Genomic DNA, 13,003 nt, shown 5'->3' on the forward strand with positions numbered 1-13,003 from the left:
TAGGAGATCTTCGAATGCAGCTTGGCATGATTGGCCTCGGCCGCATGGGCGGCAACATCGTGCGCCGCCTCCAGCGGAAGGGCCACGAATGCGTCGTGTTCGATCAGAATGCCGGCGCGATCAGTGCTCTGACCAAGGAAGGTGCGACCGGCGGTTCTGATCTGTCCGATCTGGTTCGAAAGCTCAAAGCTCCGCGCGCGGTATGGGTCATGCTGCCGGCCGGCAAGATCACCGAAGATGCCGTCGAGCAGCTCGGCAAGCTGCTCAGCAAAGGCGACATCATCATCGACGGCGGCAATTCGCTCTACAAGGACGATGTCCGCCGCGCCCTCGCGCTAAAGGAAAAAGGCATCCACTACGTGGACTGCGGGACCAGCGGCGGCGTCTGGGGACTCGAGCGCGGTTACTGCCTGATGATCGGCGGCGACAAGGCGGTCGTCGATCATCTCGACCCGATCTTCGATGCGCTCGCGCCCGGGAAGGGCGATGTGCAGCCCACGCCGGGACGTGAAAAACGGGATGCGCGCGTGGAGCGCGGGTACGTCCACTGCGGTCCGAGCGGCGCCGGCCGCTTTGCGAAGATGGTCCACAACGGCATCGAGTACGGCTTGATGCAGGCCTATGCCGAGGGCTTCAACATCCTCCGGCGCGCCTCGTCGGATGCGCTGCCGCCCGAGCATCGCTTTTCATTCGATGTGGCCGATATCGCCGAAGTCTGGCGCCGTGGCAGCGTCATCGGTTCGTGGCTGCTCGATCTCACGTCGATTGCGTTGGCGCGCGATCCGGACCTCGCCGGCTATTCCGGCGTTGTCGACGATTCCGGCGAAGGCCGCTGGACCGTGATGGCGGCGATCGAGGAGGCCGTGGCGGCCGACGTGCTCTCGGCGGCGCTCTATGCCCGGTTCCGGTCGCGAGACCGTGAAAGCTTTGCCGACAAGCTGTTGTCGGCGATGCGTCATGAGTTCGGGGGACATGTCGAGATCAAGGCGGCTGAGTGAACATGGCAGATCGCGTTCAGCCAGCGCCGCCCTGCGTGCTCGTGATTTTCGGTGCGGCGGGTGATCTCACCAAGCGGCTGCTTGTGCCCGCGCTCTACAATCTTCGGCGCTCGAAGCTGCTGCCGGAAGAATTCTCGATCGTTGGAGTTGCACGCGCCGAAAAGGATGACGAAGCCTTTCGGCGGGACTTCGACGAAAGCATGCGCAAGTTCTCCAGCGCCTCGGAGAACGAAGCCGACTGGAAGTGGCTCCGGGAACGCATGTCCTATCTCAAAGGCGACCTCGAGGACGCCGAAACATATCAAGCGCTCGGCAAACGGCTGGTCCAAAGCGGCGGCAGGGCCGGGCCGAGCGGCAACGTTCTTTTCTATCTGGCGACGCCGCCGGCGGTTTTCGCACCGGTGATCGGCCAACTCGGTAGGGCGGAACTGCTTCGGGAGCAGGACGGGAACTGGCGTCGCGTCATCATCGAGAAGCCGTTCGGCACCGATCTGCGCTCCGCCCAGGAGCTCAATCGGCAGATTTTATCGGTGATGTCCGAGAACCAGATCTACCGGATCGATCATTATCTCGGCAAAGAAACCGTCCAGAACATCATGGTGTTCCGGTTCGGCAACGGCATCTTCGAGCCGCTGTGGAATCGCAACCACATCGACCATGTCCAGATCACGGTCGCCGAGACGGTCGGCGTGGAGACGCGCGGCAAGTTTTACGATGCCACCGGCGCCTTGCGCGACATGGTGCCCAATCATCTGTTTCAGCTTCTCGAGCTTGTGGCGATGGAGCCGCCGACCTGCTTCGCGGCCGATGCGGTGCGGACCGAGAAGGGCAAGGTGCTCGAAGCCGTGCACCCGTTCGGCAAGGCCGATGCGCTGCGCAACGTCGTGCGCGGCCAGTACGGCTCGGGCGCCGTCAACGGCAAGGCCGTGAAGGCATATCGGGAGTCGCCCGAGGTCGCGCCGGATTCAGCAATGGAGACCTACGTTGCGTTGAAGGTCATGATCGACAATTGGCGGTGGGCCGGGGTGCCGTTCTATCTGCGCACCGGCAAGGCGCTTGTGACCCGTCGCAGTGAGATCGTCATCCGATTCAAACAGGCGCCTTTCGCATTGTTCCGGGACACGCCGGTCGAGCGGCTCACACCGAACGATCTTGTCCTTCACATTCAACCGGAGGAGGGCGTGACGCTCAGCTTCGGCGCAAAGAAGCCCGGCCCGAAGGTGACCATGGGCGGCGTCCAAATGCGGTTCGACTACAAGGACTATTTCGAGGCCGCGCCCAGCACCGGCTACGAAACGCTGGTTTACGATTGCATGACCGGCGATACGACGCTGTTCAAACGCGCCGAGGAGATCGAGGCGGGCTGGCGCATCGTTCAGCCGCTGCTCGATGCCTGGTCGAAAGATCGGAACGAGCCCGCGGCATATCCCGCCGGTTCGGAAGGTCCGGCTGAGGCGAATGAGCTCATGGCGCGCGATGGGCGCCAGTGGCGCCCGCTCGATCAAAACGGGAAGAAGTCGTGACGGCTCAGCGCACACCGGCAGGCCATATCGTCGCGGTGGTGTCCGATGTCGACGGCACCTTGCTGCGGACCGACAAGTCGCTGGCTCCAAGAACCGTCGAAGTCGTCGAGGAGCTGCGCCGCGCCGGTGTCAAATTCGCGATCGTCAGCAGCCGGCCGCCCCGCGGCATGACGGCGGTGATCGATCGTCTGGGCATCACAACGCCGATCGCCGGCTTCAATGGCGGCATCGTCGCGTTGCCGGATCTGACGGTCATCGCGAGCCACCTCATCGAGCCGGACGTGGCCCGGCACGCCGTTGACGCCATCGGAGCCGCGGGCGCGAGTGCCTGGGTTTTCTCCGGTCGCGATTGGTACGTCCGCGACCGCAACGGCCCGCGTGTCCCCTTCGAGCAGCGAACCGTTGGCTTCGGCCCCGTGGCCGTTGACGATTTCGCGGCTGTCATTGGCACGGCCGCGAAGATCGTCGCGGTGAGCGACGATCCGGCGCTGCTGAACAAGCTGCAGGATGAAGTCCGGGTCTCGCTGTCGGGATGCGCTCATATCGCGCGTTCGCAGTCCTACTATCTCGATTTCACCCACCCGTTGGCCAACAAGGGCCACGCCGTGCAGGAGATCGCAGCCCGGTTGGGCGTATCGCCCGCCAATGTCGCGGTCATCGGCGATGGCGAAAACGATATCGACATGTTCTCGAAGGCCGGACTCAGCATCGCGATGGGCAATGGGGATGCCGACGTTCAGCAGGCGGCCGATTTCGTGACGGGACGAAACGACGAAGACGGGGCCGCGGCGGCCCTCGAATGGTTCGTCCTGCGCGGCCAGCGGACGCCGATGGTCGGCGGAGGGGCACCGCGGAAGGTCGCGCAATGACCGCCAAGCCGGCCGTGGATCATCGTGTGTTTGAAAACGCCGAAGCGTTGGCACATGACGCCGCCGAATGGCTTTGTGCCAAGGCGGTCACCGCCAGGGGCCGCTTTGCTGTCTGCTGTTCGGGCGGCTCGACGCCGCGGCGTTTGTACGAGGTCCTGGCGCAGCCGGCGATCGCCAAGCGTTTTCCTTGGGATCGGGTCCACTGGTTCTGGGGCGATGAGCGCTTCGTCCCGTATGACCATCCTGACAGCAACTATCGAATGACGCGGATGGCGCTCCTGTCTCAGGTGCCTGTGCCCGAAGCCAACGTCCATCCGATCCCGACCGAGCATCTCAGCCCTGAGCAGGCGGCCGGTGCTTACGAAAAAGAGCTGAAGGCCTTTTATGGCGCCGATGTTCTCGATCCGGCGAGGCCGCTGTTCGACGTGATGCTGCTGGGCATCGGCGATGACGGTCACACCGCTTCGCTTTTCCCAGGCCATCCGGCGTTGGATGAAGAGCAGCGCTGGGCGGTGGCGGTGGTCGGGGCCAAGTCGGAAGCGCGCATCACGCTGACCTACCCTGCGCTCGATAGCAGTCGCGATGCTGTATTTCTTGCGGTCGGTAGCGACAAGCGATCTGCGGTTCAAAGGGCCAAGGCCGGCGACCGCGCCTTGCCGTCAGCCCGGATCGAGCCCGCTGGTCGGCTCCATTGGTTTACCGATCGCGCCGCCGCGCCGCTTTAAGGCTGGGATTTTCGATATGGCAAGGAAGAGCAAAGGTTCGAGGCGGCGAATCCTTGTGATCGATGTCGGCGGAACTCACATCAAGTTCGAGGTCAGCGGTCAGCGAGAGCGTCGCGAGTTCAACTCCGGGCCGCAGATGACCGCAAAGAGAATGGTGAGCGAGGTCAAGCGCCTAACGAAGGACTGGGACTATGATGTCCTGTCTATTGGATATCCCGGTCTGGTGGTGCGGGATCGGGTGGTCGCCGAGCCGCACAACCTCGGTCCCGGTTGGGCCGGCTTCGATTTTCAGAAAGCATTCAAGCGCCCGGTCAAGCTCCTTAACGACGCCGCGATGCAGGCGCTCGGCAGTTACGACGGCGGCCGCATGCTGTTTCTTGGCATTGGGACCGGCCTCGGCTCGGCGATGATCGTCGACGGTGTGATTGAACCCATGGAGCTCGCGCATCTGCCGTACCGCAAGGGCAAGACCTTCGAAGACTATGCCGGTGTAAGAGGGATTCGGCGCCTGGGTAAGCGGAAATGGCGCAAGCACGTCCTCGATATCATCAATCGTCTGACTGCGGCTCTGCAACCCGAGTACGTTGTGTTGGGAGGCGGAAATGCCGACAAGATCGGAAAGCTGCCGCGAGGCGTACGGTTGGGGGGCAACGACAACGCTATCAAGGGCGGCTACAAGCTTTGGGACAAGGATAGAACGGGCGCGCGATCTTAGGATGTGGCAGCAGCCCGGTTGAACTCATCGATCTGCGTTGGTGAATCCGCCGGCGCGATGCCAATCAGCCCAAAATTCTCCGCGTGGATTACCACGAGCCGCGATGTTCCGGCACGCGGGCGATCAAGGGAAGAGCTGCAAGGAGCAGCACGCCGGCGATTGCGAACAGCCAGGCTTGGATACGGCCGGGGTCGTCAGAACCGGCGAGTATCGCAGTGGCTGTCGAGATTGTGAGAATGGTTCCGATCGACATGCACATCGTCCGCAACGCGGCAATCGTCGAAGAGGATTGGGGCGCCAGTTGCAGTCCGGCGTTGCGGCTGGCGGGGTTGTTCGTGCCACGGCCTGCTCCGATCAGGAACGCCGAGCCGGCAAGCCAGACATACGGCGAAATTGCGCCCAGCGGACTGACTGCCAACAGCAGCATTCCGGCTGCGGTCACGGCGCCGCCGACATACATCGGTCCTCGATAGCCCGAGCGCCGCAAGGCGAAGGTCGCCGAGATCGAAAAAATGATCGCTGCGGCTCCTTGGGCGACAAGCAAGGTGCCGGAGCCGAGTGCGTCGATGCCGTAACGGTTGCTGGCGTAGAGCGGGATGAGCGCCACCACGCCCGAGGTGACGCCGCCGTAAAGGGCGTTGATGAGATTGACTGTGCCGAAGCCAGGGCCGGTGATCAGGTGAGGGACGATGAAGGGATGCGCCGTTCGGTTGATGTGATGATAGAACAGCCACAGCGCCACCACAGCGATGGCCAGGGAGGCGGCAAACGTCGGCGACCACGCGTGTATGTTCCTTTCGGCCAAATGGCTGACCGCCAGCATGCCGAGCAGGAGGCCGCCACCGAGCAGCGCGATGCCGATGACATCCATTTTCGGATGATTTCCGCTTGCCCGCTGTTTGTCCCGCGGCACGTAACGCAGGGCCAGCGCGACGACAGCAATGCCGATCGGCACATTGACCAGGAAAATGCCCCGCCACGACCAATATGACACGAACAATCCGCCGAAGATGGGCCCGATCATCGTGCCGATCGAGAAGATGCTGCCGAATAAGCTGACAGCGCGGTCCCGTGCATCGCGGAAGTAACTGACGATGATCTGGGTCGCCGAGGGGGTTAAACCCGCACCGCCGGCAGCCTGCAGCCAGCGCAATGCAATGAGCACATAGATATTATCGGCCAGCCCGCAGCAAAACGACGCCACCGTAAAAGCGGCGACGGAGCCGAGGAACACCCGGCGGCAGCCATACTGCTCGCTGAGTTTGCCGGCGATCGGCAAGACGACCACGAATCCGAGCGAGTATGCCGTGATGGTCCATCCCGCCAGGTCGATCGACGTATGCAGCTCGTGCTGCATGGAATGCAGCGCCGTCGCGACGATGGTTCCGTCGATCGACATCATGAGCAGCGCGAGCGCGATGACAGTGAAGACCCACTTTCGGTGGATGGGTTTGCCCCGCCCGGGTGGATTCAAAGGGTCTCGGGCCGTTCCGGCTTCATTCTCGACATTCATGGCCCGTCTCATACCAGCCGGCCCCGCCCGGCAGTGGTGCGCAGCCCCGTGTTAACGCGAAATTAACCATAATTTTCACACATTGGGCCTTGGTTCGGCGCACCTGAAGAAATCAGCAATGAAGCAACCGAATGCGCGGCCTGCGGGCAAGCTCCCCGCAGCGACTCGCAGCTTGAACAGTCCGAGAGGCAGGCTTCTTGACCTCGACGACGATATATTCCTTCCTGCCGATCCTCGTCCGGTCGTGCGCCAGCCGGCGCCCGTGTTGGCCCCGCGCGTGGATGGCTTCTCCAGGACCGCAAGAAGCGAAATGGCCGGCGCGGCCCCGATCGAGCCGCCGCGAGCGAAGGCAGGTCCGTCCGCGGCCGAAGTCCGGGTCGTACGCCTTGAAAAGACAATCGAGGAGCAGTCGCAAAAGCTGTCCTCCTGTCACGATCTGATTCTCGAGCTGAACACCAAGCGGGATCAGCAGACGCACGATCTGCAGTCGGCGCGCCAAGCCATCAAGGCTCTTGAACAGTCCTTGATAGGCTTGCGCGGCGCAGCGTCAAAGCGCGATTCGGAGCTGGTTGCGGCGATCGAAAAACTCAACTTGTCCGAAAAAGAACAGCTTGCGTTGCAGGCGCAGTTCCACAGCACGCATCGCGATTACATGCAGGTGGCGGATCGGCTGCTCGTCGCCGAAACTACGCTGAACGATCAGAGCGCCACCGCGGCTGCGGCTCAGGATGCGATTGATCGCTCGAACGCGGAGCTTGAACTCCACAAATTTCAGATCGTTGCGCTTGAGACAGAGCTGAAGAGCACGCAGGAGCAACGAAGAGAGCTTCGCGAGCAGGCGGCGCAGCTTCAAAGCGAGCTCGGCGAACAGACGGCCCGGCTCGGCGAGCAAGAGAGCCTGTTTCGAGACAAGCTGGGTGAGCGGGAGGCTTGGTTTCAAAGCGAGCTGGCTGAGCAGACGACTCGGCTCGGCGAGCAAGAGAGACTGTTTCGAGGCAAGCTGGACGAGCAGGAGACGCTTTTTCGAGACAAGCTAGGTGAGCGGGAGGCTTGGTTTCAAGGCGAGCTGGCTGAGCAGACGACCCGGCACGGTGATCAAGAAGCTCGGTTTCAATGCAAGCTGGCAGCGCAAGAGGCTCTGTTTCGAAGCAAGCTGGGTGAGCGGGAGGCTTGGTTTCGAAGCGAACTTGCTGAGCAGACGACCCGACACGGTGAGCAAGAGGCTCTGTTCCGAAGCAAGCTGAGTGAGCAGGAGGCTCAGTTTCAAAGCGAGCTGGCTGAGCAGACGACTCGGCTTAGCGAGCAAGAGAGCTTGTTTCGAGGCAAGCTGGTTGAGCAGGAGACCCTGTTTCGACACGCGCTGGGGGAGGGGGAGGCTTGGTTTCGAAGCGAACTTGCTGAGCAAACGACACGACACGGTGAGCGAGAGGCTCTGTTCCTAAGCAAGCTGGCTGAGCAGGAGGCTCAGTTTCGGAGCGAACTGGCTGAGCAGAACACCCATCTCGGCGAGCAAGAGGCTCTGTTTCGAAAGGCGCTGGGTGACCAGGAAAGATTGTTCCGAAGCAAGCTGGGTGAGCAGGAGGCTCAGTTCCGAAACGAGCTTAGTGAGCGAACGACACGCTTCCAAAAGGAGATCGAGATCGCCAAGGCGATCAGCCAAGAGAGTATCCGCCAAGCAACGGCTGTCGCGCTGGATCGCGCTGCGCTTCAACAACGATGCGAGGAACTCTCCCGCGCCATCAATCTCCTGCAGGCGGCGCGTCGCAGGATGAACTCTGAGCTCCAGATTAACGCCGGCGATCTCGGGCAGCTTCACGCTGACATTTCCGAAATGAAAGAATCGCACAACGCGATTGCAAAAAAATTCGAGCAGGCCGAAACCAAGCTCAGCGCGATGCGTCTGCATGTCGAGAAGCTTGAGACCTCACACTCGATACTTGCCAGGTACGACACGGCCTTGGTTGATTCCGCTGCAGCGAATGGGAGCACTTCTGAGCAGGCCCGCGAACTTCAGAAGTCCAAGAATGAAATTTTCGAGTTGCTGGAAGCCTATTTTGAAGACCTCCCGGCTTCGGATCGTCGGGTCGCTTCAAGCCAAGGGATGATTGCAAGCCAAGAGGTCATTTCCGGTGCAGACTTGGTTTCGGGCCAAGGCCTCCTGGCGACTGACAACCCGCTCCCGGCTGAGAGGGCCAAAGAGATCCAGGAAGGGCAGCCCGCGGACGGCTCGCGCGACAAAATCCCCGTCGCCGAATTTCAGTTCGCAGAATTGTCGTTCCTCTCTCGCGACGAGCAAGGCGCCGATATCATCAAGCTGGAGACCGCGGCGCGCGGCAAGAAGGTCGCCTAGCCTGCGAACTCCTCATCGCTGGCGGTCTTGCCGTTTTTCAGCGACGTGCGATTTCGCTTTGCATTCTCGCAAATCACGAGTAGACGCGATTCTGCCTCGCTCGTTGAGGGCGTCGTCTAGAGACGTCTATTTGGCGGAGCGGGGTGTGGCGCCTGCAGGCGTGGCTCGTGACCACGTCCCAGGGTGTGAGGTCATTGTCCGTCCCCGATGAGGGGGCCGCCTTCAGTGGCAGGGCGCGGTCGGGTGAAAGCGGGCGCAAATGCCCCCTGGAGCATGGTGGGTGAGAGCCCAGCCTGTCCGATCGAATCTCGAACGGTGGCCTCGCAACAAATCGCCACAGTGGAGCGCCGGGAGGCGAGCGGGCCTGATCGCAAAGGTCCGCGGGCGCCCTCGCAAAGCGCCCAGCTATCTGCGCCGTCTCGGCGCTCCGCTCCCTCACTCATGTGAGGGGAAGGAAAAGAGAGAGGCGCTGGCCCCGCGCCTGATCTGAAGGGGCCGATGAATCACGCCTGGATGAATGCTGAGGTGACGCGTTTAGGAGCGCGGGCTGTTTGACAAGTGAATCTGCAGAACGAGCGCCGCTTCCTTCGGGAGCGGCGCTGAACGTACGGGACGTGCGCTGTCGTGCTCAGAAATATCGAAACAAGCAAAGCACATTCGCGAAATTAGCGACCAGCAGTGCGACGGCGACCACCCGGACCATGGCTCTCTCCTGCGCGGAGAGAAGTGGGGCGATTCCATCCCAAGAGTCTCGCGAAATGTTTTCGCCGGGCGCGGGCGGTTGGGCATGGACTCCGGCGAGCGCACCGCCACTGGCTTCCACCCAGCCGATTCGGCAAGACGCGCGGGCCGGCGTTGCCGGGTTACTTCGCGTCCGGCGTCGTCAGCGTGGTTTCGCTCGCATCGAGCACGAACACCGCGAGCAGCTTGGCTGGCTCCGTGGCGCTCGCGTTCTCGCTCACCCGATGGTGCGCACCGGGATTTTCCGACCAGCCTTCGCCGGCGCGATAGACCTTCACCGGCTGGTCGTCGACCTGGCTGCGCACGCTGCCCGAGATCACGTGGGCGTAAATGAAGGCCGACGCCGCGTGATGGTGGCTCGGAGACTTCGCGCCGGGCGGATAGTCGACGACGACGGCAACGAGGTGCTTGCCCGGGATGTTGGGGATCGCAGACTTGAACGCGGGTGCCGAGCTCGACCGCGGCGCGTCCTGCGCATGCGCCACGGACGGCGCAGACGCCAGCAAAGCCAGAGCGATGAGGGGCCTGAGAATCATATGAAATGTCCTCCCTTGAGACTCGCTTGAGTCGTCAGTCGATGGTGCGGCGATGCGATCGTGCCGCACCTCGCGAGCGCGTTTCTTATCGAGACAAATGAACGCCTTAAGAAACTATCACGGCCCCGTCGCTGCCGCGTCTTTGATGTCAGCCCGCGACAACGGTGGAAAACCTGACGGACTTGTCCCCATTAAATTTTGATTGACCGAGCCGAATCGGGCCAACTGTCGCTGTCCGGGGCGTACTCGCCCTCCTGTGCGCCCCATAACCTAAAGGGGAAACTGCATGGCAAAGAAAGCCAAGAAAGCGAAGAAGGCGAAGAAGGCCCGTAAGAAGAAGTAGAGAGTTTATCGGCCTCGTTGCGCGGGAACGCCAACGAGGCCGAATCTTCTTGGCCTCGCTGTTGCGACGATCGCGCAGCCGCCGGGTGACGTGATCGAATAGTCGTCTCGCTTGTGGAGGCCGACAAAGAGCGCGGGCAGGATTTGCCCGCGCTCTTGTATTCAACGTGTGGTCTCGGCGCCGAAAATGAAACGCCCCGCCTCGGGGGAGACGGGGCTGGTCGTGGAGCAAGCTTGGGGAAATCAGGGGGGCTTCATTCCCTGCTCCGCGACACGAAAGACAAGATGGCGAGGCGCTTGCGCGTTTGACAGGACGTGCGTCATTTTGCGCGAAGCGGCTGGTGAGCCGCGTCAACACGGTCGGGAATTTCTCTCAATCGCACCGGTCAAATCGTCACAGCGACCATCCGCGCGGCGTCGCACTCCTTGTGCAGTGCTTTATTTTCCGGGTCGGGAAGCCTGTTCGCTTTCTTGGCGCTCTTCGTCCTGGTGTTCGTCATTGCCTGGAAGCTCGCCGTGACGATCACCGAACAGTATTCGTCCGCGGGTGAGGCCGAAGCCGGTCCATCGACCCGAACAGCTTTCCATTCGATGACAGCAAACGAAGTCGCGCCGCGTCCTTAATGACGCGGCCTGCACTCTGCCTGACACTTCAGCGATTCGTTGCGGTCGCAGGCGGGACGCCCGCTTGGGCCCGCTCGGCGAATTCTAGCTTGGCCATCCTGAGCAGATGGGCTCCAACCTCGAGCCCGTCCCGCTCGGCGAGGGCGGCGAGCTGGTCGCACATGGTCGCCAAGTACTCTGCCGTTGTGTTCGGTGCCTTACCCGTCATGCGAAAGCCTCTTCCCCGTCGTGGCGACAGGATAACACCCGTCCGCGGGAGGAAATTCCCAAATGGCCGATGACAGCAAAATTGTTGCGATCGCGGATTTCGCGCATTTGCAGTCAAAAGCGGCAGCGGTGCCCGAGACTCTCCCCGAGGAGGGCTTGCGGCTGCTCCGGGCCTTTCTCCGCATCCGCGACCCCCGGCGCCGCACCTGGCTGGTCCAGCAGTCCGAGCAGATCGCCAATCTCCAGTCGACGATGCGATAGCGCGGCGCCGGTATCGTTCGCGTCAATCGACGCACCGCAATTTTAGTCTATCGAGGTGCCGCGTGGTGTGTGCCATTCGACACGGCTGCGCGGTGTCGGCATCACGACACTGTGCTTATCCACAAGATGCCCTGGATTTTGTCGGCCACGCGACTACGGTTGCGCGCATTGGGAATGCGGCGTTTAGGGCGTGACTGTGTATCGGCTTGAAGATCACGAATTGATTTCGTTGTTGGGTCGCCGCGTGCGGGTTCGCAAAGGCGCGCACACCTTCGAGGGCACGCTGATCGGACCGAGCGAAAAGAAATTTCCGCGCGGGCCCAATCGCACCGCCTACGGCTGCCTTATGGAAGGCGAGGACTTCCAGCTCGAATTCGCCTGGTGGGATTGGAAGGTCATGCCGATCTCAAGCCCGCAGCCCATCGCCGCGGAATAGCTTCAGGGGCACCGGTCGGGCTTTTTCGTCAGCGTCGCTTGCGCGGCACCTTTTTGCCCTTCTTGCGCGCTTTCGACAGGCCGATCGCGATGGCCTGCTTGCGGCTTTTGACCTTGCCGCCTTTGCCGCCGCGGCCGCTCTTGGCGGTTCCCCGCTTGTAACGCCGCATCTCGCTTTCGACGTCTTTTCCAGAGCTGCGTGAGTATTTCCGCTTTCGACGCTTTTTCGCCATTCAATCCTCCTCGGCTTTTGCCAGGAACTTCGTCACCGGCGTTCTGGTTGTCTGGGCATGCACAAGCACCATCCAAAACCGGTTCGCAGCCGTTTGATCATCCGCCGGCGTATTCGCCGCGACACCGAGGAAGACGACGGCGCTTTGGACGACGCGATCCTCATTCTCGGCGGCGACGACAAACCGACGGCTCCGGAATCCAGCAGCTAGCCCGGCGCTGGAACAAGACAGCACCGTTCAATTGGTTCCCGACACCTTGCGAAGATGCCCGGCAAGCGCATCCAATTCGACGACGAGACCCTGACGGCCCTCAACCAGTTGGCCGACGACAGGATGCAGACATTTCAGGAGCTGGCCGAGGAGGCGTTTTCCGACGTGCTGAAGAAACACGATCGGCCCGTTGGCTTGCGCGATGCGCTGCGCAAAAGCGCCGGCCAGTCGGCGACAGTGCACCGGTTGCCGGCCAGGAAAAGCCGATGAAGTTTCCGGAGCGACTGTTCAGGCGCGAGGCGAAATCTGCTCGACCAGTTGTACGATGCAGCGGCGGGTCTTTGTATCCCGGATGCTCATGTAGGCCTTGACCAGGGCAATGCCTTCGGATGACGCCAGGAATTCCGAAACGAACATTGAGCGGGACTCGGTGCTCTTGATCTCGCTGTCGGCGCCTTCAAAGAAAAACGACACCGGCACCTGAAGCACGTCGGCAATATGTTGCAGCCGCGACGCGCCGATCCGGTTGGTGCCTTTTTCGTATTTTTGCACCTGCTGGAAGGTCAGCCCGAGTTTGTCGCCGAGTTCGGTTTGCGTCATGTCGAGCATCAGCCGCCGCATGCGCACACGCGCGCCGACGTGACGGTCGATCGGATTCGGCTTCTTTTTTTTCGGTGCGGTCGACAGGGACTTGGGCATGGTTTTCTGATCAGTGCGCCGC

General features: G+C 61.9%; 12 protein-coding genes and 1 pseudogene. 9 read left to right on the forward strand and 4 right to left on the reverse strand.

What is annotated here, in order from left to right; genetic code table 11:
* The first annotated feature begins 14 nt into the window (after window positions 1-14).
* The 5 genes from gnd to RHPLAN_RS13765 are packed head-to-tail and all read left to right on the forward strand — an operon-like array spanning window position 15 to window position 4,830.
* Window positions 15-998: a phosphogluconate dehydrogenase (NAD(+)-dependent, decarboxylating) gene (gnd, locus tag RHPLAN_RS13745; protein ID WP_068018687.1), complete on the forward strand. Its 984-nt coding sequence runs from the start codon at window positions 15-17 to the stop codon at window positions 996-998.
* Window positions 999-1,000: 2 nt separating this feature from the next.
* Window positions 1,001-2,521, forward strand: coding sequence for a glucose-6-phosphate dehydrogenase (gene zwf / locus RHPLAN_RS13750; RefSeq protein ID WP_068018690.1), 1,521 nt, complete (start codon window positions 1,001-1,003; stop codon window positions 2,519-2,521).
* Window positions 2,518-3,390: an HAD family hydrolase gene (locus RHPLAN_RS13755; RefSeq protein WP_068018692.1), complete on the forward strand. Its 873-nt coding sequence runs from the start codon at window positions 2,518-2,520 to the stop codon at window positions 3,388-3,390. Before zwf ends, RHPLAN_RS13755 begins: the two co-directional genes overlap by 4 nt.
* Entirely contained in the window at window positions 3,387-4,115 is a 729-nt protein-coding gene (gene pgl / locus RHPLAN_RS13760) for a 6-phosphogluconolactonase (protein ID WP_068018696.1), read from the forward strand. Before RHPLAN_RS13755 ends, pgl begins: the two co-directional genes overlap by 4 nt.
* Before the next feature lie 55 nt (window positions 4,116-4,170).
* Window positions 4,171-4,830, forward strand: a complete 660-nt coding sequence (locus tag RHPLAN_RS13765) for an ROK family protein (protein ID WP_335341065.1) — start codon at window positions 4,171-4,173, stop codon at window positions 4,828-4,830.
* 88 nt (window positions 4,831-4,918) lie between these two features.
* On the opposite strand, the gene RHPLAN_RS13770 is transcribed toward RHPLAN_RS13765, so the two are convergent.
* Complete coding sequence (locus RHPLAN_RS13770; protein ID WP_198164913.1) at window positions 4,919-6,343, reverse strand: MFS transporter; 1,425 nt, start codon at window positions 6,341-6,343, stop codon at window positions 4,919-4,921.
* A 118-nt stretch (window positions 6,344-6,461) separates the two neighbouring features.
* Between RHPLAN_RS13770 and RHPLAN_RS13775 the strand changes: the two genes are divergently transcribed.
* A complete protein-coding gene (locus tag RHPLAN_RS13775; RefSeq protein ID WP_068018705.1) occupies window positions 6,462-8,693 on the forward strand; it encodes a coiled-coil domain-containing protein in 2,232 nt (743 codons plus the stop codon).
* Window positions 8,694-9,556: 863 nt separating this feature from the next.
* Here the strand turns inward: RHPLAN_RS13775 and RHPLAN_RS13780 are convergent.
* Window positions 9,557-9,970: a cupin domain-containing protein gene (locus RHPLAN_RS13780; protein WP_068018708.1), complete on the reverse strand. Its 414-nt coding sequence runs from the start codon at window positions 9,968-9,970 to the stop codon at window positions 9,557-9,559.
* Between the two features lie 1,236 nt (window positions 9,971-11,206).
* Between RHPLAN_RS13780 and RHPLAN_RS13790 the strand changes: the two genes are divergently transcribed.
* Window positions 11,207-11,404, forward strand: a complete 198-nt coding sequence (locus RHPLAN_RS13790) for a hypothetical protein (protein WP_068018714.1) — start codon at window positions 11,207-11,209, stop codon at window positions 11,402-11,404.
* Window positions 11,405-11,648: 244 nt separating this feature from the next.
* A complete protein-coding gene (locus tag RHPLAN_RS13795; RefSeq protein WP_157100252.1) occupies window positions 11,649-11,840 on the forward strand; it encodes a hypothetical protein in 192 nt (63 codons plus the stop codon).
* A gap of 37 nt (window positions 11,841-11,877) precedes the next feature.
* On the opposite strand, the pseudogene RHPLAN_RS13800 reads toward RHPLAN_RS13795, so the two are convergent.
* Window positions 11,878-12,072 (reverse strand): annotated as a pseudogene (locus RHPLAN_RS13800) (DUF6496 domain-containing protein); the annotation flags it as partial.
* 264 nt (window positions 12,073-12,336) lie between these two features.
* Here RHPLAN_RS13800 and RHPLAN_RS13805 point away from each other — a divergent pair.
* The gene (locus RHPLAN_RS13805; protein WP_068018721.1) at window positions 12,337-12,552 is read left to right on the forward strand and encodes a hypothetical protein; all 216 of its coding nucleotides are present in this window, start codon (window positions 12,337-12,339) and stop codon (window positions 12,550-12,552) included.
* Window positions 12,553-12,570: 18 nt separating this feature from the next.
* Here RHPLAN_RS13805 and RHPLAN_RS13810 read toward each other — a convergent pair whose 3' ends face one another.
* Entirely contained in the window at window positions 12,571-12,981 is a 411-nt protein-coding gene (locus RHPLAN_RS13810) for a helix-turn-helix domain-containing protein (RefSeq protein WP_068018724.1), read from the reverse strand.
* Between the last annotated feature and the right edge of the window lie 22 nt (window positions 12,982-13,003).

It is taken from the genome of Rhodoplanes sp. Z2-YC6860 (assembly GCF_001579845.1).
Taxonomy (GTDB): Bacteria; Pseudomonadota; Alphaproteobacteria; order Rhizobiales; family Xanthobacteraceae; genus Z2-YC6860.